The following is a 22,442-nucleotide window of genomic DNA, read 5'->3' on the forward strand; positions in this document are numbered from 1 at the left end:
TTTTAGTTTGGTTAAGTTAGAAAGGGCGCACGGTGGATGCCTTGACACTAGGAGTCGATGAAGGACGGGACTAACGCCGATATGCTTCGGGGAGCTGTAAGTAAGCTTTGATCCGAAGATTTCCGAATGGGGAAACCCACCATACGTAATGGTATGGTATCCTTATCTGAATACATAGGGTAAGGAAGACAGACCCAGGGAACTGAAACATCTAAGTACCTGGAGGAAGAGAAAGCAAATGCGATTTCCTGAGTAGCGGCGAGCGAAACGGAACATAGCCCAAACCAAGAGGCTTGCCTCTTGGGGTTGTAGGACATTCTATACGGAGTTACAAAGGAACGAGGTAGACGAAGCGACCTGGAAAGGTCCGTCGTAGAGGGTAACAACCCCGTAGTCGAAACTTCGTTCTCTCTTGAATGTATCCTGAGTACGGCGGAACACGTGAAATTCCGTCGGAATCTGGGAGGACCATCTCCCAAGGCTAAATACTCCCTAGTGATCGATAGTGAACCAGTACCGTGAGGGAAAGGTGAAAAGCACCCCGGAAGGGGAGTGAAAGAGATCCTGAAACCGTGTGCCTACAAATAGTCAGAGCCCGTTAACGGGTGATGGCGTGCCTTTTGTAGAATGAACCGGCGAGTTACGATCCCGTGCGAGGTTAAGCTGAAGAGGCGGAGCCGCAGCGAAAGCGAGTCTGAATAGGGCGTTTAGTACGTGGTCGTAGACCCGAAACCAGGTGATCTACCCATGTCCAGGGTGAAGTTCAGGTAACACTGAATGGAGGCCCGAACCCACGCACGTTGAAAAGTGCGGGGATGAGGTGTGGGTAGCGGAGAAATTCCAATCGAACCTGGAGATAGCTGGTTCTCCCCGAAATAGCTTTAGGGCTAGCCTTAAGTGTAAGAGTCTTGGAGGTAGAGCACTGATTGGACTAGGGGTCCTCATCGGATTACCGAATTCAGTCAAACTCCGAATGCCAATGACTTATCCTTAGGAGTCAGACTGCGAGTGATAAGATCCGTAGTCAAAAGGGAAACAGCCCAGACCGCCAGCTAAGGTCCCAAAGTGTGTATTAAGTGGAAAAGGATGTGGAGTTGCTTAGACAACTAGGATGTTGGCTTAGAAGCAGCCACCATTTAAAGAGTGCGTAATAGCTCACTAGTCGAGTGACTCTGCGCCGAAAATGTACCGGGGCTAAATACACCACCGAAGCTGCGGATTGATACCAATGGTATCAGTGGTAGGGGAGCGTTCTAAGGACAGTGAAGTCAGACCGGAAGGACTGGTGGAGTGCTTAGAAGTGAGAATGCCGGTATGAGTAGCGAAAGACGGGTGAGAATCCCGTCCACCGAATGCCTAAGGTTTCCTGAGGAAGGCTCGTCCGCTCAGGGTTAGTCAGGACCTAAGCCGAGGCCGACAGGCGTAGGCGATGGACAACAGGTTGATATTCCTGTACCACCTCTTTATCGTTTGAGCAATGGAGGGACGCAGAAGGATAGAAGAAGCGTGCGATTGGTTGTGCACGTCCAAGCAGTTAGGCTGATAAGTAGGCAAATCCGCTTATCGTGAAGGCTGAGCTGTGATGGGGAAGCTCCTTATGGAGCGAAGTCTTTGATTCCCCGCTGCCAAGAAAAGCTTCTAGCGAGATAAAAGGTGCCTGTACCGCAAACCGACACAGGTAGGCGAGGAGAGAATCCTAAGGTGTGCGAGAGAACTCTGGTTAAGGAACTCGGCAAAATGACCCCGTAACTTCGGGAGAAGGGGTGCTTTCTTAACGGAAAGCCGCAGTGAATAGGCCCAAGCGACTGTTTAGCAAAAACACAGCTCTCTGCGAAGCCGTAAGGCGAAGTATAGGGGGTGACACCTGCCCGGTGCTGGAAGGTTAAGGAGAGGGGTTAGCGTAAGCGAAGCTCTGAACTGAAGCCCCAGTAAACGGCGGCCGTAACTATAACGGTCCTAAGGTAGCGAAATTCCTTGTCGGGTAAGTTCCGACCCGCACGAAAGGTGTAACGATTTGGGCACTGTCTCAACCAGAGACTCGGTGAAATTATAGTACCTGTGAAGATGCAGGTTACCCGCGACAGGACGGAAAGACCCCGTGGAGCTTTACTGTAGCCTGATATTGAATTTTGGTACAGTTTGTACAGGATAGGCGGGAGCCATTGAAACCGGAGCGCTAGCTTCGGTGGAGGCGCTGGTGGGATACCGCCCTGACTGTATTGAAATTCTAACCTACGGGTCTTATCGACCCGGGAGACAGTGTCAGGTGGGCAGTTTGACTGGGGCGGTCGCCTCCTAAAGTGTAACGGAGGCGCCCAAAGGTTCCCTCAGAATGGTTGGAAATCATTCGTAGAGTGCAAAGGCATAAGGGAGCTTGACTGCGAGACCTACAAGTCGAGCAGGGACGAAAGTCGGGCTTAGTGATCCGGTGGTTCCGCATGGAAGGGCCATCGCTCAACGGATAAAAGCTACCCCGGGGATAACAGGCTTATCTCCCCCAAGAGTCCACATCGACGGGGAGGTTTGGCACCTCGATGTCGGCTCATCGCATCCTGGGGCTGTAGTCGGTCCCAAGGGTTGGGCTGTTCGCCCATTAAAGCGGTACGCGAGCTGGGTTCAGAACGTCGTGAGACAGTTCGGTCCCTATCCGTCGTGGGCGTAGGAAATTTGAGAGGAGCTGTCCTTAGTACGAGAGGACCGGGATGGACGCACCGCTGGTGTACCAGTTGTTCTGCCAAGGGCATAGCTGGGTAGCTATGTGCGGAAGGGATAAGTGCTGAAAGCATCTAAGCATGAAGCCCCCCTCAAGATGAGATTTCCCATAGCGTAAGCTAGTAAGATCCCTGAAAGATGATCAGGTTGATAGGTTCGAGGTGGAAGCATGGTGACATGTGGAGCTGACGAATACTAATAGATCGAGGACTTAACCATATAATATGTAGCAAATGTTATCTAGTTTTGAAGGAATATGCCTTCATAGTTTGGTGATGATGGCAGAGAGGTCACACCCGTTCCCATACCGAACACGGAAGTTAAGCTCTCTAGCACCGATGGTAGTTGGGACCTTGTCCCTGTGAGAGTAGGACGTCGCCAAGCAACTAAAAACACAAGTCATTTGACTTGTGTTTTTTTGTATTGTTAAAAAGAATGGGAAAGAAGTAATGGAAATACAAACACGTTGCCCAAGAGTTAATCATATTATATAAAAGATGGGTGTATATTTTTCTGTAAATTGTTAAGGATTAGAAGTATAAAATAGGTTCACTTAAATAGGGAGGGAAGATTATGACATTACAAAGTGAAGTTTGTATTGTTTGTGAGACAAAAAGAAAAGAAGGTATATATGTTTATAATAATTTAATATGCCATGAATGTGAAAAGGATATTGTGAATACAGAGACAGATGATCCGAAATATATATATTATTTAAAGCAGCTTCGAAAATTAGAAGTATCATATTTTTAAATAGGCATATGCCTATTATTTTTTTTGTTCTGTATAATAGATAGAGAATGAATAATAAGGAAGAGATGTAGATGAATCAAAATCGTATGCCTTTATATGAGGCGTTAATAGAGTTTAAAGAAAGAGGGCCGTTATCCTTTCATGTTCCTGGTCATAAGAATGGTTTAAACTTCCCTCAGGAGGCAATAAGAGAGTTTAAAGGTATTCTATCTATTGATGTAACTGAATTAGCAGGACTAGATGATTTGCATAGTCCGTTTGAATGTATAGATGAGGCACAACAATTATTGGCTGAAGTTTATAATACAAAGAGAAGTTATTTTTTAATTAATGGTTCAACAGTCGGGAACTTAGCAATGATTTTGTCTTGTTGCGGGGAACATGATATTGTTCTTGTACAAAGAAATTGTCATAAATCAATTATTAATGGTTTAAAACTTGCGGGAGCAAATCCCATTTTTTTAGATCCATGGATTGATGAAGCTTACAACGTACCAGTGGGAGTTCGTAATGAAATTATTAAGAACGCAATTAGAAAGTATCCAAATGCGAAAGCACTTATTTTAACGCATCCTAATTATTATGGTATGGGGATGGATTTAGAGGCAAGCATCGCTTTTGCACATGCACATAAAATCCCTGTTTTGGTAGATGAGGCACATGGGGCACATCTATGTTTGGGAGAACCATTTCCGAAGTCAGCATTAACATATGGTGCAGATATTGTAGTTCATTCTGCACATAAAACATTACCCGCAATGACAATGGGTTCCTATTTACATATAAATAGTCATTTAGTAGACGAAGATAAGGTTACTACTTATTTAAGTATGCTACAATCTAGTAGTCCATCGTATCCAATTATGGCTTCCTTGGATATAGCACGCTTTACAATGGCGCGTATAAAAGAAGAAGGTCACAGTGAAATTGTTGAGTTTTTACGAAGATTTAAGGAACAATTACGTTCTATTCCCCAAATCGCCATTTTAGAATATCCGTTGCAAGATGAGTTAAAGGTCACCGTACAAACTCGTTGTCAGTTATCAGGGTACGAATTACAGTCTGTATTTGAAAAGGTCGGTATATATACAGAGATGGCTGATCCGTACAATGTCCTATTTATTTTACCCTTACAAGTAAATGAGGGATATATGAAGGTTATAGAGATGATCCGAGTAGCATTGCAACATTATGAGGTGAAAGACAAGAGGGAATCTATTCGTTATACTTATAATGGTGAATTCTCTCTTTTACCGTATACGTATAAACAACTAGACGGATATGAAACAAAGATAGTATCTATAGAAGATGCTGTTGGAATGATAGCGGCGGAAATGGTGATTCCGTATCCACCTGGAATTCCATTAATTATGTATGGAGAGAGAATTACTTCAGAGCATAAAGAGCAAATTATGTATTTAGAAAGAGCAGGAGCTCGTTTTCAAGGTAATACGAAATATATGAAAGTGTATGATATAGAAAGTAGGTTTTAGGATGAAGGGATTATTTGTAACAATTGAGGGCCCAGAAGGTTCAGGTAAAACAACGTTAATTAAAAGCTTATTGCCATATTTTGAACAAAAAGCACAAAAGGTAATGGCGACAAGGGAACCAGGCGGTATTGCAATTTCTGAGGACATTAGGACGATTTTACATAAACAAGAATATACGATGATGGAAGCACGTACAGAAGCGCTTCTTTATGCTGCTGCGCGCAGACAACATTTAGTAGAAAAAGTTATGCCAGCACTTAATGAGAACTACCTCGTGTTATGTGATCGTTTTATAGATAGCTCTTTAGCATACCAAGGCTATGCAAGAGGATTGGGTATGGATAAGGTATTTGAAATAAATCGTTTCGCAACAGAGGACTGTATGCCTAGTTTAACAATTTATCTAGACATTGAGCCTGAGGTTGGTTTGGCTCGGATTGAAAAAGATGCAGGACGTGAAGTAAATCGACTAGATATGGAAGATATCTCTTTCCATAAACGTGTGCGCGAAGGGTATTTACAAGTTGTAGAACGTTTCTCGGATCGTATTGTATTGGTAAATGCTGATCAACCGATGGAAAAACTTATAGAAGAAGTTGTTCAGATTATAGAAGATAAATTGTTATAATAGAAGGAAAGAATGAAATAAGTGAGGTATGCATTATGACGAAGACGTGGGAGCAGCTTTCTGCTATACAACCCATCGGTGTAAAAATGTTGATGAATAGCATTGCAAAAGAGCGTATATCCCACGCTTACTTGTTAGAGGGAGGGAAAGGGACAGGAAAGTTTGCGACAGCAATTCAAATGGCAAAGAGTTTCCTCTGTTCTGAGCGGAATGGAGTAGAGCCCTGCCATGTATGTACAAACTGTAAGCGAATTGATTCAGGTAACCACCCTAACTTACATATTGTAAAACCAGACGGATTATCTATTAAGAAGCAGCAAATTCATGATTTACAAGAAGAGTTTTCCAAAACAGGATTAGAGGCAAATAAAAAAATATATATTATTGAGCACGCAGATCGTATGACAGCAAATGCGGCAAATACACTTTTGAAATTTTTAGAAGAACCAAGTAGTGATACAACTGCTATTTTACTTACTGAACAAAGTCATCAAATTTTAAATACGATTTTATCTCGCTGCCAAGTTGTTACGTTTAGACCGTTACCTACGGAATCTTTAATTAGAAGATTACAGGATGAAGGGATTACAGCATCTTTATCGACACTTGCTGCTCAACTTACAAATAGTTTTGATGAAGCTTTAGCTTTATGTAGTGATGAATGGTTTGCACAAGCACGAGCTTTAGTGATAAAATTATGTGAAGCGCTCGAAAAAGATAAAACCTCTATTTTTTTTGTACAAGAAAAATGGGGAAAACACTTTGGAGAGAAAGAACAATTACAGCAAGGTTTAGATATGTTACTCCTTATTTATAAGGATTTATTATATGTTCAACTTGGAGAAGAAGATCGTCTTGTTTTTCATGAGCAGAAAGAGATGTTTGAATCGTTTTCCTATGCTCAGAAGCGCATTGTATCAGCTCTCTTTAATATATTAGAGGCAAAAAATAGAATCAACGCTAATGTAAATGCGCAGCTTGTGTTCGAACAGTTAGTGTTGCGGTTGCAGGAGGGATGACCGTTTTGTATGATGTAGTAGGTGTTCGCTTTAAGAAGGCCGGAAAGGTATATTACTTTGATCCAAACCAGTTCGATATCTCTGAAAATGAGTTTGTCATTGTAGAAACGGTAAGAGGTATTGAATACGGAAAAGTAGTTATTACCAAAAAACAAGTTGATGAAAACGACGTTGTATTACCGCTAAAAAAGGTTATTCGTATTGCAAATGAAAATGATCGTACCATTGTTGAAGAGAACAAACATGCTGCCAAAGAAGCATATCAAGTTTGTCAACAAAAGGTAGTAGAGCATAATCTTGATATGAAACTTGTAGATGTAGAGTATACATTCGATCGTAATAAGATTATTTTCTATTTTACTGCGGATGGTCGGATCGATTTCCGCGAACTAGTGAAGGACTTAGCCGCAATTTTTAGAACAAGAATTGAACTAAGACAAATTGGTGTTCGTGATGAAGCGAAGATGCTAGGTGGTATTGGTCCATGTGGTCGTATGCTTTGTTGTTCTACTTTTTTAGGGGATTTTGAACCTGTATCCATTAAAATGGCAAAGGATCAAAATTTATCATTAAATCCTGCAAAAATCTCTGGTTTATGTGGTCGCTTAATGTGTTGCTTAAAATATGAGAATGATGAATATGAGGCAGCAAAGGAACAACTTCCTGATTTAGATCAACGTATACAAACCCCGCATGGTACTGGCCGTGTTATCGGATTAAATATTTTAGAAAGATTAATTCAAGTGGAACTAGTAGACAAGGAACGGATAGTAGAATATACGTTAGATGAGTTAGTGAATAAAGGGGTCGTTTCGAGTCAAACCACAGATTAATGAGGTGGGTGCTTGTGGAGAAAAAAGATATTTTTGAATCGGTTTCTAGTATGGAAGAGCAAATTGGACATTTATATAAACAGTTGGGAGAGTTAAAACAGCATCTTGCAGAGTTGTTGGAAGAAAACCAACATATAAAAATGGAAAATAACAATTTGCGACACCGTTTTGAAGAAGTGCAGAATAAAGAAAAACAAAAAACTCAAAAACGTAAAGAAGTGAAGCCGAAAACAGATATTGGTGAAGGCTATGACAATTTAGCGAGACTATATCAAGAAGGTTTTCATATTTGCAATCTACATTATGGAAGTGTACGTAAAGAGGGAGATTGTTTGTTCTGTCTTTCATTCTTAAATAAAAAGTGAAATTACCTTTCCAATTATAATTGGAAAGGTAATTTTTTATACATGAAATAGGGTAGGTTAAGGGTAAGAAAAGGAGCAGTATATGAATTTATATGAAGATGAACGTTTAGATTACTTATTAGCACAAGACATGAAGATTATACAAAGCCCATCAGTATTTAATTTTTCTTTAGATGCCGTTTTACTTGCAGATTTTGCATGGGTACCAATTCAAAAGGGGAATTTACTTGATTTGTGTACAGGTAACGCGGTTGTTCCCCTTCTATTAAGTACAAGAACAAAAGGAAATATTACTGGTGTGGAAATTCAAGAACGCTTATATGATATGGGAGTAAGAAGTGTTCAATACAATGGGTTGGAAGAAAGAATTCACCTCATACATGGAGATTTGAAAGATATGCCAGAGAAACTTGGGCGTCATCAATATGATGTTGTTACATGTAATCCACCATATTTTCAAACACCTCAAACTTCAGAGAAAAATATGAATGAACATTTAGCGATAGCTCGTCATGAAATTATGTGTACATTAGAAGATGTTGTATCTGCAAGTAGTCAGTTAGTAAAACAAGGTGGGAAAGTAGCGTTTGTACATCGTCCAGGGCGATTACTAGACATTGTCACATTAATGCGTAAATATAAAATTGAACCAAAGCGTGTGCAATTTGTTTATCCTAAGGTTGGAAAAGAAGCAAATACATTGTTAATTGAAGGAATTAAGGATGGAAATGCAGATTTGAAAATTTTACCGCCTCTCGTTGTATATGAGAACAATAACGAATATACAAAGGAGCTACGTTCAATTTTATATGGAGAAGAATAAGCACTTTTTTTATGTGGTAGAGTGCTCTGATGGAAGTTATTATGCTGGATATACAAACCATATAGAAAAGAGAATTCAGACTCATAATAGCGGCAAAGGGGCTAAGTATACACGCGTCAGGCTTCCTGTCGTTTTAAAATATGTAGAGACCCACGATGATAAGCGTACAGCTATGCAAGCGGAGTATTACTTTAAGCAATTAACGAGAAAACAAAAAGAGGCATATATGCAAAAAGGAGAACGCTATGTGGCAACAAAAAAGCTTTCAACAAAATGAAAAGGGAGTTTTATATTTAGTACCAACTCCTATTGGAAATCTAGAAGATATGACATTTCGTGCAATCCGAATTTTAAAAGAAGTTGATTTAATTGCTGCTGAAGATACGAGACAAACGAAAAAACTTTGTAATTATTTTGAAATTGAAACACCTGTCACGAGTTATCATGAGCACAATAAAGAAGTAAGTGGGAAGAAACTATTAGAGAAATTAGAGGATGGAAAGAATGTAGCACTTGTTAGTGACGCTGGTATGCCGTGTATTTCTGATCCAGGTTACGATATTGTCGTTGAGGCAGTAGCTGAGCAATATCATGTAATTCCGCTTCCTGGAGCAAATGCAGCCCTTACAGCATTAATTGCATCCGGTCTTGAAACAAAGCAGTTTTATTTCTATGGTTTCTTGCAGAGAAACAAAAAGGAACGGAAGATGGAGTTAGAAAAGCTTCGTTATGTACAAACTACAATGATGTTTTATGAAGCACCTCATCGTTTAGATGATACTTTAATTTCGATGCAGGAAGTGTTGGGAAATAGAGAGATTGTATTATGTCGAGAGTTAACGAAAAAATTTGAGGAATTTATTCGAGGAACAATCGAAGAAGCAATTGAGTGGACGAAGCAAAATGAAGTACGTGGTGAATTTTGTATTTTAGTAGCTGGTTCAACAGAAGAACCTGCTCCAGAAGAACAATGGTGGGAATCTCTTTCGGTATATGATCATATTGAATATTATATAAATGAAAAAAGTATGAATTCAAAAGAAGCGATTAAAACAGTCGCTAAAGATCGAGATTTGTCGAAAAGAGATGTATATCAAATCTATCATGTCGATAAAAAATAAGCTTCTCATAATTGAGAAGCTTATTTTGCTGTTTCGATATAATCTTGAAGTTCGTTTAAGATTTGCTCAGCGCCTTCTTTGCTTAAGATGATTTTACCTTCAGCTAAAGAAAGGTTACCGTCAGATACTTCACCAGTTACTTGGCAAGTCATGTTTGGTTTATATTTCTTTAAGATGATTTTTTCGTCATCAACATAGATTTCAAGAGCGTCCTTTTCTGCAATACCTAAAGTACGGCGTAATTCGATTGGAATTACTACACGACCTAATTCATCAACTTTACGAACAATACCAGTAGATTTCATAATTTTTTTCCTCCTAAATAAATAGTTTATAAGTTTCGAGTCTATTTTTAGATTCGTCATTTTTCGACAAAATACCCTATGGACATATGATACCAATCATTTACATTTCCGTCAATTCTTAAATTCTATATTTTTTAAAAAGATTTATAGATTTCTTATTTCTTATATATAATAGATTGAGAGGAAATTCCACAATTATTTACATTATTTTCTGAAAAAATAATAAATTCAAAGTGGATATTGTATATTTTTTTGAAATATGAGCAATAGATGATAAAGATATCGAGCATTAAGACCTAAATTGAAAATTAGGTTGGCGTAAAGAAGATAAGTTAGATTTGGGCTGCTCGTAAAAGCCCAATTAACGTGGGCTAATAATTAGTGGGGAGGAACAAAAACCCTACTGATTAAAGTTTCACTTTATATATGAGTTTTTGATATACTGTTTATAAATACATATGAGGTTATTCGGGAGGTCCAAAACAATGACAGAGGAAAATAAGTCCTTTTATATTACTACCCCAATTTATTATCCAAGTGGAAAATTACACATTGGACATGCTTATACGACAGTAGCAGGAGATGCGATGGCACGATATAAGCGTATGCAAGGTTATAATGTGCATTATTTAACAGGAACTGATGAGCATGGACAGAAGATCCAAAAGAAAGCAGAAGAGTTAAATATTACGCCACAGGCATATGTTGATAACATTGTTGCAGGAATTAAAGAGCTTTGGGAGAAGATGGATATTTCTTATGATGATTTTATTCGTACAACTGAAGATCGTCATAAAGATGTTGTCGAAAAAATCTTTAAACAATTAGTAGATCAAGGTGACATTTATCTTGATGAATATGAAGGTTGGTATTCTGTACAAGATGAGACGTTCTATACAGAGCATCAATTAGTAGATCCAATTATGGAAGGCGACAAAGTAGTTGGAGGAAAAAGCCCAGATAGTGGTCATGATGTAGAACTTGTTCGTGAAGAATCTTATTTCTTTAGAATGGGTAAATATGTCGACAGACTATTAAAGTTCTATGAAGATAATCCACATTTCATTCAGCCGGAGTCTCGTAAAAATGAAATGATTAATAATTTTATTAAACCAGGATTAGAAGATTTAGCAGTTTCTCGTACTTCATTTGACTGGGGAGTTCGTGTTCCTGGTAACCCAAAACACGTTATTTATGTATGGGTTGACGCATTATCTAACTATATTACGGCGTTAGGTTATGGAACAGCAAATGAAGAGAAATATAAAAAATTCTGGCCTGCAGATGTGCATTTAGTTGGGAAAGAAATTGTTCGTTTCCATACAATTTATTGGCCGATAATTTTAATGGCATTAGATTTACCTCTTCCGAAGAAAGTCTTTGCTCATGGCTGGATTTTAATGAAGGATGGAAAGATGAGTAAGTCAAAAGGAAACGTAGTAGATCCAGTTACATTAATCGATCGTTACGGATTAGATGCATTACGTTATTACCTACTTCGTGAAGTTCCATTTGGATCTGATGGCGTATTTACACCAGAAGGATTTGTGGAGCGTATTAATTTCGACTTAGCAAATGACTTAGGTAATTTATTAAATCGTACAGTAGCTATGATTGATAAGTACTTTAACGGAGAAATCCCTGCATTTAAAGCAAATGTGACGGAATTTGATGAAACGTTAGTAGCGTTTGCACAAGATACTTTGAAAAAAGTAGAAGAAGCAATGGAGAATATGGAGTTCTCTGTAGCGTTAGGATCTATTTGGCAACTAGTTAGTCGTACGAATAAATATATTGATGAAACACAACCATGGGTATTAGCAAAAGATGAGAATGATCGTGAAAAGTTAGCCTCTGTAATGGCTCATTTAGCAGAAGTACTTCGTCAAACAGGTATTATGCTTATGCCATTCTTAACAGTAGCACCAAGCAAGATGTTTGCTCAGCTTGGCCTTACTGATGAAGCTCATAAATCTTGGGAAAGTCTCTCTACAATTGGCTGCATTCCAGCTGGAACAAAAGTAGAAAAAGGAAACCCAATTTTCCCTCGTTTAGAAATGGAAGTGGAAGTAGAGTACATTAAAGAACAAATGAAAAGCTCTGCTCCTAAAGTAGAAGAGAAAAAAGAAGAAGAACCGAAGGCAGAAGAAATTACAATTGATGATTTCTTTAAAGTAGAATTACGCGTAGCTGAAGTACTATCTGCTGAACCTGTGAAAAAAGCAGATAAGCTGTTAAAAATTCAACTAGACTTAGGTACAGAAAAGCGTCAAGTTGTTTCTGGAATTGCAAAATTCTATTCGCCGGAAGACTTAAAAGGTAAAAAGGTTATTTGTGTAACAAACTTAAAACCTGTAAAATTACGCGGTGAATTATCGCAAGGTATGATTTTAGCGGGTGAAGAGAATGGCGTATTGTCATTAGCATCAATCGACCAAAATCTACCAAATGGTACAAAAATCAAGTAATTAAGACAAGAAAAGAGATGTTTCACGTGTAACATGTGTGAAGCGTCTTTTTTCTTTTTACACTCTCTATTTTTGCATTAAGATTGTAGTATTGTTATCGTTAAGTTATTAAAGAACTTATTTTTGTAGAATAAACTTGATTTCAATATAAAAGGAGTTATGTATTATGTTGTTTGATACACATTCACATTTGAATGCAGAGCAATTCGAAGGAGATTTGCAAGAGGTTATTGCCCGAATGAAAGAAGCGGGAGTTACTTATACAGTTGTTGTTGGTTTTGATGAAGTAACTATAAAAAAGGCGATGGAATTAGCTGAAGCCTATGATTTTATTTACGCTGCGGTTGGGTGGCACCCAGTTGATGCAATCGACATGACAGAAGAACATTTAGCTTGGTTAGAAGAACTTGCTTCTCATCCTAAAGTCGTTGCACTTGGAGAAATGGGCTTAGATTATCACTGGGATAAGTCTCCAAAAGAAATACAGAAAGAAGTATTCCGTAAACAAATTGCATTAGCGAAAAAAGTAAAATTGCCGATTATTATACATAACCGCGATGCAACTCAAGATATTGTTGATATTCTAGAAGAAGAGAATGCAGCTGAAGTAGGAGGCATTATGCATTGCTTTAGCGGCAGCGTAGAGGTAGCAGAGCGATGTGTTGATATGAACTTTTTAATTTCGTTAGGTGGACCAGTTACATTTAAAAACGCTAAGAAGCCGAAAGAGGTTGCTACGGAGATTCCATTAGAGAAATTGTTAATAGAGACGGATTGTCCGTATTTAACACCGCATCCATTTCGAGGGAAACGAAATGAACCGAGTTATGTAAAACTCGTAGCAGAAGAAATTGCGAATTTAAAAGGAATTTCTTATGAGGAAGTAGCAGAAATGACAACTAAAAATGCAAAAGCTTTATTTGGTGTTGAATAAAAAAGAATGGGGAAACCTGTTCTTTTTTATTTTGAGAAAAACTAGTAGAAGTGATGAAGAAAATAAATGTGAATGATGAAGTGTTACAATAAGGACAGAGAACAAAGATTTTTCTATTCTATTTTTTAAAATATAAGAATGGGGAAAATAATAATGGAAAAGTCGTCATTTTTTTGTTTTACTAAGTAGAGACGAAATGAGTGTGGAGGCAAGCATGAAAATAAAAGAGATTATCGTTGTAGAAGGTAAAGATGATACAGTTGCGATTAAGCGTGCTGTTGATGCGGATACAATTGAAACGAACGGTTCAGCAATCGGTGATCATGTTATTGAGCAAGTTAAATTAGCGCAGCAAAAAAGGGGAGTTATTATTTTCACAGATCCGGATTATCCTGGAGAGCGTATTCGAAAAATTATTTCTGACAAGGTTCCTGGCTGTAAGCATGCCTTTTTACCGAAGGAAGAAGCGCTTGCTAAAAGGAAAAAGGGTGTTGGAATCGAACACGCTTCTAATGAGTCGATTCGCCGCGCTCTAGAGAATATACATGAAGAAATGGAAGCTTACACAAGTGAAATTAGTTGGAGTGATTTAGTCGATGCAGGCTTAGTGGGCGGAGAAATGGCAAAGAGCCGCAGAGAAAGAATGGGTAAGCTATTAAAGATTGGTTATACAAATGCAAAACAGTTACATAAACGATTACAGATGTTTCAAGTTTCAAAGGAATCATTTGCAGAAGCTTATAAGCAAGTAATACAGGAGGAAAAAAGATGAAGGATATCGCAACGCCAAATCGTACAAAAGACATTGTTGAAAAGTATGGATTTTCATTCAAAAAAAGTTTAGGACAAAACTTTTTAATTGATACAAATGTATTAAATCGTATTGTCGATCATGCAGAAATTGGTTCAGAAAGTGGTGCAATTGAAATTGGACCAGGTATTGGTGCATTAACAGAGCAATTAGCAAAGCGTGCTAAAAAAGTAGTGGCTTTTGAAATTGATCAAAGACTATTACCAATTTTAGATGAGACGTTAGCGCCATATGGTAACGTTACAGTTATTAATAAAGACGTACTAAAAGCAGATGTACATGAAGTATTTAATGAGCAATTTGAAGAAGGGCAAGATGTAATGGTAGTAGCTAACTTACCATACTATATTACAACGCCAATTTTATTTAAATTGCTTGAAGAAAAGTTACCAGTTCGTGGATTTGTTGTTATGATGCAAAAAGAAGTTGGAGATCGTTTAGCTGCTAAACCTGGAACGAAAGAGTATGGTTCTTTATCGATTGCCATTCAGTATTATACAGAGGTTGAAACAGTTATGACTGTACCGCGTACAGTGTTTGTACCACAGCCAAACGTTGATTCTGCAATTATCCGCCTTCTAAAGCGTCCTAAACCGGTTGTAGAGGTGACAGATGAAACGTTCTTCTTTGAAGTAGTACGAGCAAGTTTCGCACAGCGCCGTAAAACTTTAATGAATAATTTATCAAATAATTTAAATGGTTTCCCGAAAGATAAGGAGTTATTGGATCGAATTTTAACAGAAGTAGGAATTGATCCAAAGCGAAGAGGCGAAACGCTATCTATTGAAGAGTTTGCAACATTAAGTAATGCATTAGTTCTTCATAAATTATCATAAGAATATGAAAGGGACAGTTCAACTTGAACTGTCCCTTTTGTCACCTTTCTCTCTCTAAATTCATACTTTAAAAACAGGTAAGATGGCCTAATGAGTTTGGAGGTAGGAGAATGGTTTTACATGTTGGAGAATTAGTGGAACGATATTCTCATAAGAGGGATATTCTTTTTCGTATTATAGAAATAAAAGGTGAGATAGCTATATTGTTTGGAGAGGAAATTAGACTGGTGGCGGATGCGCCACTTGAAGATTTAATTAGTATAGATCAAAGAGAACATAAAAAAAGGGTGAAGCGTGAGAAAGAAACAATGGAGCGCACGTATCGTTTGTTTCAACAAGATTATGTACTGATGAAACAAAGGCATGAACATACTTCAACTGGTGGATACACAAGTGAGGTGAATTATTTTCAAATGCCGGGACGTGTATTGCATATAGATGGAGACCCTTTATATTTGCGCAAGTGCTTAGACTTATATAACAAAATTGGCGTTCCTGTTCAAGGTATTCATTGTAAAGAAACGGAGATGCATGAAAAAGTAGTAGACTTAATAGATCACTTTCGCCCAGACATTCTCGTTATTACAGGGCATGATGCATATACAAAATCAAAAGGAGTGAAGGGAGATTTAGCGGCATATAGGCATTCAAGGCATTTTGTACAGGCTGTTCGTGAAGTGCGAAAAAAATATCCATCACTGGATCAACTTGTTATTTTTGCTGGGGCATGTCAATCACATTTTGAGGCACTAATTCGTGCAGGGGCCAATTTCGCTAGTTCACCATCTAGAATTAATATTCATGCACTAGATCCTGTATATGTAGTTGGTAAAATTAGTTTTACTTCATTTATGGAGAGAGTCAATGTATGGGATGTCGTACGTAATACAATTACTGGTGAAAAGGGACTAGGTGGAATTGAAACGAGAGGGATTTTACGAACGGGATTACCTTTTCAACATTACGAAGAGTAAGCAGGATACATATGTATCTTGCTTTTTTGTATGGAAGGATTTAAATGAATTTGGATAAAAAGAGGTAAGAACGTACAGACTACGTAATGATACTTTTACAATATAGTATTTCTTCTATCTATTCAAACGCAGGATGATATTAGCTGTGAATCGCGGTTAATAATTAGGATAGATATATCGTGCTTTAAGTGTTCAATCTAAATTACAGCGAGGTGTAGCGAAGTATATGTCAAAACGTTTAGATGAAATTAAAAGCGAATTAGATCACCATCTTGGACAACGACTTATGTTAAAAGCAAATAGTGGAAGAAGAAAAACTGTGGAGCAATCAGGTGTACTAGCAGAAACATACCGTTCCGTTTTTGTTGTACAATTGGATCAACAAGAAGATGCGTTGCAACGTGTATCTTATAGTTATGCAGATGTTTTAACAGAGACAGTAGAGTTAACATTTTATGGAGACCCTCATAATGAGGTCATTTTATAATCCGTATATCATTACATATATTCCCATAAATGAAAAGCTATATTATTTTGCATACTAACTATACCGTAGCAAAATAAGGAGGGACTCTGCATTGAGTAGACGAAGAGGTGTCATGTCAAACCAATTTAAAGAAGAGCTAGCAAAAGAGCTTGGCTTTTATGATGTTGTTCAGAAAGAAGGATGGGGCGGAATTCGTGCGAAAGATGCTGGTAACATGGTGAAACGTGCTATAGAAATTGCAGAACAGCAATTAATGAAACGAAACCAGTAGTTGTAAGATACTTTCTATGCTACGGTAGCCGAGGAGACATTCCTCGGCTTTTTGTACTCTAAAAGGTGCCATCATTTTACATAAGTAGTTTCATTCTGAATGCTTTTCGTTATAATTAGGGAAGTGTCATCGTCTTACTATAAATTTATGGTAAAATAAACGATAAAAGATTGAGTACATAGAGTGGGTGAATAGATTGAAGCTACTAGTGAAAGCACCAGCAAAGATTAATCTGTCGTTAGATGTACTGGGAAAAAGACAAGACGGATATCATGAAGTGAAAATGATTATGACAACCATTGATTTAGCAGATCGTCTAGAACTAACGGAATTAGCAGAAGACCGTATTGAAATTTTATCCCATAATCGGTATGTCCCAGACGACCAACGAAATTTAGCTTATCAGGCAGCGAAATTATTAAAAGAGAAGTTTAATGTAAAAAAAGGTGTATCTATTACTATTGAAAAAACGATTCCAGTAGCAGCTGGATTAGCAGGTGGAAGTAGTGATGCAGCAGCGACATTACGTGGTCTTAATAAATTATGGAATTTAGGGCTTACAATTGATGAGTTAGCAGAGCTTGGCGCAGAAATTGGATCAGATGTATCGTTCTGTGTATACGGAGGCACAGCAATTGCCACTGGAAGAGGAGAGAAAATTGAGCATATAAAGACTCCGCCTTCTTGTTGGGTTATTTTAGCGAAACCACATATAGGTGTATCTACTGCTGATGTGTATGGAAATTTAAAGTTAAATCGAGTTACACATCCAAATGTAGATAAAATGGTTGATGTCATAAATTCTGGTGATTATAAAGGAATTTGTGATACTGTTGGTAACGTTTTAGAAGATGTAACATTTGGAATGCATCCTGAAGTTGCCCGTATTAAATCACAGATGAAGCGATTTGGAGCGGATGCTGTATTAATGAGTGGAAGTGGTCCAACTGTATTCGGACTTGTACACCATGATTCACGAATGCATCGCATTTATAACGGATTAAAAGGATTTTGTGAACAAGTCTATGCGGTACGTTTATTAGGAGAGCGAGAAACGCTTGAATAAAGACGTATAATACGTTATGATTTGTTTAGAATATTCGTGATTTGAGGTGAGAGTATGAAAATTAGAAGAAGTACAAGGTTAGTCGATATGACTTATTACTTGCTACAAAACCCTCGTCAGCTAGTATCTCTCACTTTTTTTGCTGAAAGGTATCAATCGGCTAAGTCTTCCATTAGTGAAGATTTAGTTATTATTAAGCAAACGTTTGAACAACAAGGGGTCGGCACATTGCAAACGATACCAGGAGCAGCAGGAGGAGTGAAATATATACCGTATATAAGTGAAGAAGAGGCAGATCTAATTATTGATGAGCTTTGTGGCTTATTTGAAAACCCAGATCGCATTTTGCCTGGCGGTTACTTATACATGACAGATTTATTGAGTAATCCTCGCCATATTAATGGCGCAGGTCGTTTGTTTGCTTCTGTTTTTGCTAGGCAACCAATTGATGCAGTTATGACGGTGGCAACGAAAGGGATTCCACTTGCTTATGCAGTGGCAAATTACTTAGATGTACCAGTTGTAATTGCAAGGAAAGATAATAAGGTAACAGAAGGTCCGACTGTTAGTATTAACTATGTGTCGGGTTCTTCTAAACGAATTCAAACAATGACGTTAGCAAAACGCAGTCTTCCAGAAGGGTCGAATGTTTTAATTATTGATGACTTCATGAAAGCTGGCGGAACAATTCAAGGTATGATGAGTATGTTAGAAGAGTTCAAGGCTAATGTTGTTGGTATTGGTGTATTAGTAGAATCCACAGATATTGAAGAACGACTAATTAATAATTTTGTATCATTAATTCGTCTATCGGAAGTTGATGTGAAAGAAAAAACGATTCAAGTGGAAAAAGGGAATTATTCTCTTGCGCCATTTGATGAAGGGCTTGTAGAGGCGGAATAAAAGATAGAGCAGATAGCTCTATCTTTTTTTATTTTATTTATAGATTATAAAATAGGTGGACAAACTGCCTTTCGTACACTATTTTTAAAGAGTAAAATAAATAATAAAAGGGTGAAAAGTATGAAAGTTGTTCAAACAAGCAAGGCACCACAAGCAATTGGACCTTATTCACAGGGGATTATTGTAAATAACATGTTCTATAGCTCAGGACAAATTCCATTGACGGCAAATGGGGAGCTTGTAACAGGAGATGTAACAGTACAAACAGAACAAGTATTTCAAAATTTACAAGCGGTATTAGAGGAAGCAGGTGCTTCATTTGATACAGTCGTAAAAACAACAGTATTTTTAAAGGACATGGATGATTTTAATGCTGTGAATGAAGTGTATAGCTCTTATTTCTCTACTCATAAACCAGCTCGATCTTGTGTGCAAGTAGCAAAATTACCGAAAGATGTTTCCGTTGAAATTGAAGTAATCGCCCTAGTTAAGTAACCTTTTGTAAGCGATAACCTCCACTAATCTCTATATTCAACTACTTTAAAAATTTTTATCTTAAAAATTTTTAAAAAATTAAAGGGAAAATAGAAAATTTGTGGAATTTATACAAATATATCGCTTATTTAGAAAAGGGTGGTGAACACAAGATGGAAGTGACTGACGTAAGATTACGCCGCGTAAACACAGAAGGCCGCATGAGAGCAATTGCCTCTATTACTCTAGACCATGAATTTGTTGTTCATGATATTCGTGTAATTGATGGTAATAATGGATTATTTGTAGCAATGCCAAGTAAACGTACTCCAGATGGAGAGTTCCGTGACATTGCACATCCAATTAATTCTGGTACACGCTCTAAAATTCAAGATGCGGTTTTAACAGAGTATCATCGTTTAGGCGAGTTAGAAGAGGTTGAGTTTGAAGAAGCAGGTGCTTCGTAAAATTCGAATGAAAAGGGCTTTTGACAAAAAGCCTTATAATTTTGTAGCAAACTCCTGTAAGCATTTACAGGAGTTTGTTTTTTTTTGCTTTATATTTGGAAACTGCATAATTTATTAACATAAAAAGAAGAAACTACTAATTTTTTCAAAATCATTTTAAATAGAGGGTGTTGCAAAACTCATAAATATCCAAAAATGAATGCATAAAGAAACCCGTTTTCCTGGAAGAATGATAGTATCCTAAAACTATCTCCAGAAAGGACGGATTTACTAGTATGATAACCAATTTTGATCAAAATCAATCCATTTTACAAATTTTATTTGCCTACGTAGACAGTTTAACCATTGGAGGCGTTCCGCCTATGACAGGCCGCCCACCCATCTGTAGAAAAGCTTTACTCAAATGTTTTTTTATAAAAACGGTATTCCAGATCAATTCATTACGTAAGTTAACTCGTTTTTTACATCAATATCCTTCATTTCGTGTATCTTGTGGCCTTTCGCTTGTTCCTCATATATCTACTTTTTCACGTGTAGGCACTTGGTTTCGCAACGAAGAAATTCCGTTGCTTCATAAACAAATTCTTCAAGAAAAGAATTTAGGGTTAATTCCGTGCGTTTTAATTGATAGTACAGCCTTACGGAGTAGTTTATATGATTCTCAAGCGAAATGGGGAAAATCTACTCGCTATGGTTGGTATAAGGGATATAAAACTCATGTCTGTTCTACACCAGAAGGTGTTATATTGTCGTATGCATTTACAACCGCAAATGTACATGATAGTAAAATAGCTCCTGCATTGCTTCGGGATATACAAAACCAAAATGTGTTATTTTCCGTTGCAGATGCCGCTTATGATAGTCAGCACATTCATGAAATTGCCGGAGCATGTGATATCTTTGCGATCAATCCAATTAACCCGCGTAATAGCGGACCAATCAAAAGTACACATCGTCGTGTAGTGTCTCATTTTCTACAAACTACCTTTGGCAAACAGTTGATGAAAGAGCGTGGAAAAATTGAACAACAGTTTAGTCATCTCAAAGATAAAGGGCTGGAACAGCCACGTTGGTATGGTCAAAATCGCTATCTATTGCATGTTCAGCTAGTTTTTCTGATTCATAACATTGCATATTTATTTTAGTTTTGCAACACCCTCTAAATAGTATAGCTTATTTCTTAAAAAAGATACTAAAGAGTAAAACATCTTATAAGAATTATGGTAAAATTTAATAGTTAAAATGTGTTTCTTGAAATATATGATGATTTAGGATAATATCTTTAATGGATAAATAGGTTGCGATGGAGGGTCTATATGTCAAACAGATTTGCAGTGATTCTAGCTGCAGGTAAAGGCACACGTATGAAGTCTAAGCTATACAAAGTGCTGCATCCTGTATGTGGAAAACCTATGGTACAACACGTAGTCGATCAAGTATCTCAATTAGGATTGCAGAAACTTGTAACGGTTGTTGGACATGGTGCTGAAATGGTACAAGAACAGCTAGGGAACGTAAGTGAATTTGCATTACAAGCAGAACAACTTGGTACAGCACATGCTGTAGATCAAGCTGCAAGTGTACTTGCAAATGAAGAAGGAACAACTTTAGTTATTTGTGGTGATACGCCTCTAATAACTGCTGAAACAATGGAAGCATTACTTCAGCAACATAAAGAAGCAGGAGCAATGGCGACGGTGCTAACAGCATACATAGAAGAGCCTGCTGGATATGGCCGTATTGTTCGTAATGAGAATGGTCATGTTGAAAAGATTGTTGAGCATAAAGATGCAAATGAGAAAGAATTAGCTATTAAAGAAATCAATACAGGTACGTATTGTTTTGATAATAAGGCTTTATTTGCTTCACTTTCTAAAGTTTCAAATGATAACGTGCAAGGTGAATATTACCTTCCAGATGTTATTGAGATTTTAAAAAATGAAGGTCATATCGTATCAGCTTATCAAACAGAGCAGTTCGACGAAACGTTAGGTGTTAACGACAGAGTCGCTCTATCGCAAGCGGAAATTATTATGAAAAACCGTATCAACCGAAAGAACATGGTAAACGGTGTTACAATTATTGATCCAAGTAACACTTATATTTCTGCTGATGCAGTTATCGGTAGTGATACAGTTCTTCATCCAGGAACAATTATTGAGGGGAACACTGTAATTGGCTCTGATTGTGAAATTGGACCGCATACAGTAATTCGCGATAGTGAAATTGGAGATCGTACGACAATTCGACAATCTACTGTACATGATAGTAAGCTTGGTACAGAAGTATCGGTTGGTCCATTTGCACATATTCGCCCAGATTCAGTTATTGGAGACGAAGTACGCGTTGGAAACTTCGTGGAAATCAAAAAAACTGTCTTTGGTAATAGAAGTAAAGCTTCACACTTGAGTTATATCGGGGATGCACAAGTTGGAGAAGACGTGAATCTTGGTTGTGGTTCAATTACGGTGAACTATGACGGTAAGAATAAATTCAAAACTGTGATTGGTAATGGGGTATTTATTGGATGTAATTCAAACCTTGTTGCTCCAGTAACAGTTGAAGATGGTGCTTATGTGGCAGCAGGCTCTACAATTACAGAGAATGTTCCATCAAAAGCATTATCGGTAGCACGTGCACGTCAAGTTAACAAAGAAGACTATGTTGATCAATTGCTGAATAAGAAAAAATCATAATGT

23 protein-coding genes and 2 rRNA genes are annotated in these 22,442 nt (G+C 37.7%); 24 read left to right on the forward strand and 1 reads right to left on the reverse strand.

The window, feature by feature from the left end; genetic code table 11:
• The first annotated feature begins 9 nt into the window (after positions 1-9).
• The 11 genes from V6946_RS00145 to rsmI all read left to right on the forward strand — a co-directional run bounded on the left by V6946_RS00145 (position 10) and on the right by rsmI (position 9,747).
• A 23S ribosomal RNA gene (locus V6946_RS00145) occupies positions 10-2,931 on the forward strand.
• Between the two features lie 49 nt (positions 2,932-2,980).
• Positions 2,981-3,096 (forward strand): 5S ribosomal RNA (gene rrf / locus V6946_RS00150).
• A 189-nt stretch (positions 3,097-3,285) separates the two neighbouring features.
• Complete coding sequence (locus V6946_RS00155; RefSeq protein ID WP_366982302.1) at positions 3,286-3,465, forward strand: sigma factor G inhibitor Gin; 180 nt, start codon at positions 3,286-3,288, stop codon at positions 3,463-3,465.
• Positions 3,466-3,536: 71 nt separating this feature from the next.
• Complete coding sequence (locus V6946_RS00160) at positions 3,537-4,958, forward strand: aminotransferase class I/II-fold pyridoxal phosphate-dependent enzyme (RefSeq protein WP_006920522.1); 1,422 nt, start codon at positions 3,537-3,539, stop codon at positions 4,956-4,958.
• Between the two features lies 1 nt (position 4,959).
• Positions 4,960-5,586: a dTMP kinase gene (gene tmk / locus V6946_RS00165; protein WP_000677218.1), complete on the forward strand. Its 627-nt coding sequence runs from the start codon at positions 4,960-4,962 to the stop codon at positions 5,584-5,586.
• A gap of 35 nt (positions 5,587-5,621) precedes the next feature.
• Positions 5,622-6,605 carry a DNA polymerase III subunit delta' gene (holB, locus tag V6946_RS00170; RefSeq protein ID WP_000169561.1) on the forward strand — a complete coding sequence of 328 codons (984 nt, stop codon included), beginning with the start codon at positions 5,622-5,624 and terminating at the stop codon, positions 6,603-6,605.
• A 5-nt stretch (positions 6,606-6,610) separates the two neighbouring features.
• Positions 6,611-7,438: a stage 0 sporulation family protein gene (locus V6946_RS00175; protein WP_000272429.1), complete on the forward strand. Its 828-nt coding sequence runs from the start codon at positions 6,611-6,613 to the stop codon at positions 7,436-7,438.
• Positions 7,439-7,452: 14 nt separating this feature from the next.
• On the forward strand, positions 7,453-7,803 hold the full coding sequence (gene yabA, locus V6946_RS00180) for a DNA replication initiation control protein YabA (RefSeq protein WP_000412063.1): 351 nt from the start codon (positions 7,453-7,455) through the stop codon (positions 7,801-7,803).
• A gap of 82 nt (positions 7,804-7,885) precedes the next feature.
• Entirely contained in the window at positions 7,886-8,626 is a 741-nt protein-coding gene (locus tag V6946_RS00185) for a tRNA1(Val) (adenine(37)-N6)-methyltransferase (RefSeq protein ID WP_001055366.1), read from the forward strand.
• Positions 8,613-8,903 carry a GIY-YIG nuclease family protein gene (locus V6946_RS00190; RefSeq protein ID WP_000414350.1) on the forward strand — a complete coding sequence of 97 codons (291 nt, stop codon included), beginning with the start codon at positions 8,613-8,615 and terminating at the stop codon, positions 8,901-8,903. Before V6946_RS00185 ends, V6946_RS00190 begins: the two co-directional genes overlap by 14 nt.
• The gene (gene rsmI, locus V6946_RS00195; RefSeq protein ID WP_000267821.1) at positions 8,872-9,747 is read left to right on the forward strand and encodes a 16S rRNA (cytidine(1402)-2'-O)-methyltransferase; all 876 of its coding nucleotides are present in this window, start codon (positions 8,872-8,874) and stop codon (positions 9,745-9,747) included. The genes V6946_RS00190 and rsmI overlap by 32 nt, the downstream gene beginning before the upstream one ends.
• A gap of 20 nt (positions 9,748-9,767) precedes the next feature.
• Here rsmI and V6946_RS00200 read toward each other — a convergent pair whose 3' ends face one another.
• Positions 9,768-10,052 carry an AbrB/MazE/SpoVT family DNA-binding domain-containing protein gene (locus tag V6946_RS00200; protein WP_000843036.1) on the reverse strand — a complete coding sequence of 95 codons (285 nt, stop codon included), beginning with the start codon at positions 10,050-10,052 and terminating at the stop codon, positions 9,768-9,770.
• A 485-nt stretch (positions 10,053-10,537) separates the two neighbouring features.
• Here V6946_RS00200 and metG point away from each other — a divergent pair, with 485 nt between their 5' ends.
• The 13 genes from metG to glmU all read left to right on the forward strand — a co-directional run bounded on the left by metG (position 10,538) and on the right by glmU (position 22,439).
• Complete coding sequence (metG, locus tag V6946_RS00205) at positions 10,538-12,520, forward strand: methionine--tRNA ligase (RefSeq protein WP_000134132.1); 1,983 nt, start codon at positions 10,538-10,540, stop codon at positions 12,518-12,520.
• A gap of 166 nt (positions 12,521-12,686) precedes the next feature.
• Positions 12,687-13,454, forward strand: coding sequence for a TatD family hydrolase (locus V6946_RS00210; RefSeq protein ID WP_006915843.1), 768 nt, complete (start codon positions 12,687-12,689; stop codon positions 13,452-13,454).
• A 214-nt stretch (positions 13,455-13,668) separates the two neighbouring features.
• Positions 13,669-14,226, forward strand: coding sequence for a ribonuclease M5 (gene rnmV / locus V6946_RS00215; protein WP_000692836.1), 558 nt, complete (start codon positions 13,669-13,671; stop codon positions 14,224-14,226).
• Complete coding sequence (rsmA, locus tag V6946_RS00220) at positions 14,223-15,101, forward strand: 16S rRNA (adenine(1518)-N(6)/adenine(1519)-N(6))-dimethyltransferase RsmA (RefSeq protein ID WP_000651548.1); 879 nt, start codon at positions 14,223-14,225, stop codon at positions 15,099-15,101. The genes rnmV and rsmA overlap by 4 nt, the downstream gene beginning before the upstream one ends.
• 110 nt (positions 15,102-15,211) lie before the next feature.
• A complete protein-coding gene (gene yabG, locus V6946_RS00225; RefSeq protein ID WP_000242868.1) occupies positions 15,212-16,075 on the forward strand; it encodes a sporulation peptidase YabG in 864 nt (287 codons plus the stop codon).
• 226 nt (positions 16,076-16,301) lie between these two features.
• Positions 16,302-16,562 carry a biofilm formation stimulator Veg gene (gene veg / locus V6946_RS00230; RefSeq protein ID WP_000044347.1) on the forward strand — a complete coding sequence of 87 codons (261 nt, stop codon included), beginning with the start codon at positions 16,302-16,304 and terminating at the stop codon, positions 16,560-16,562.
• A gap of 91 nt (positions 16,563-16,653) precedes the next feature.
• Positions 16,654-16,833, forward strand: coding sequence for an acid-soluble spore protein SspF (gene sspF, locus V6946_RS00235; protein WP_002094215.1), 180 nt, complete (start codon positions 16,654-16,656; stop codon positions 16,831-16,833).
• A 196-nt stretch (positions 16,834-17,029) separates the two neighbouring features.
• Positions 17,030-17,899, forward strand: coding sequence for a 4-(cytidine 5'-diphospho)-2-C-methyl-D-erythritol kinase (ispE, locus tag V6946_RS00240; protein ID WP_000772104.1), 870 nt, complete (start codon positions 17,030-17,032; stop codon positions 17,897-17,899).
• Between the two features lie 54 nt (positions 17,900-17,953).
• On the forward strand, positions 17,954-18,802 hold the full coding sequence (purR, locus tag V6946_RS00245) for a pur operon repressor (RefSeq protein WP_000702466.1): 849 nt from the start codon (positions 17,954-17,956) through the stop codon (positions 18,800-18,802).
• 120 nt (positions 18,803-18,922) lie between these two features.
• Positions 18,923-19,297 carry a RidA family protein gene (locus V6946_RS00250; RefSeq protein ID WP_000869815.1) on the forward strand — a complete coding sequence of 125 codons (375 nt, stop codon included), beginning with the start codon at positions 18,923-18,925 and terminating at the stop codon, positions 19,295-19,297.
• 152 nt (positions 19,298-19,449) lie between these two features.
• Positions 19,450-19,743, forward strand: coding sequence for a septation regulator SpoVG (gene spoVG, locus V6946_RS00255; RefSeq protein ID WP_000454041.1), 294 nt, complete (start codon positions 19,450-19,452; stop codon positions 19,741-19,743).
• A 275-nt stretch (positions 19,744-20,018) separates the two neighbouring features.
• Entirely contained in the window at positions 20,019-20,888 is an 870-nt protein-coding gene (locus V6946_RS00260) for an ISNCY family transposase (RefSeq protein ID WP_023520903.1), read from the forward strand.
• A gap of 171 nt (positions 20,889-21,059) precedes the next feature.
• Positions 21,060-22,439 carry a bifunctional UDP-N-acetylglucosamine diphosphorylase/glucosamine-1-phosphate N-acetyltransferase GlmU gene (gene glmU, locus V6946_RS00265; protein WP_000071041.1) on the forward strand — a complete coding sequence of 460 codons (1,380 nt, stop codon included), beginning with the start codon at positions 21,060-21,062 and terminating at the stop codon, positions 22,437-22,439.
• Positions 22,440-22,442: the final 3 nt, after the last annotated feature.

Origin of the sequence: Bacillus sp. PPSBB_2, from assembly GCF_045291115.1 — a bacterium.
Lineage (GTDB): Bacteria > Bacillota > Bacilli > Bacillales > Bacillaceae_G > Bacillus_A > Bacillus_A cereus.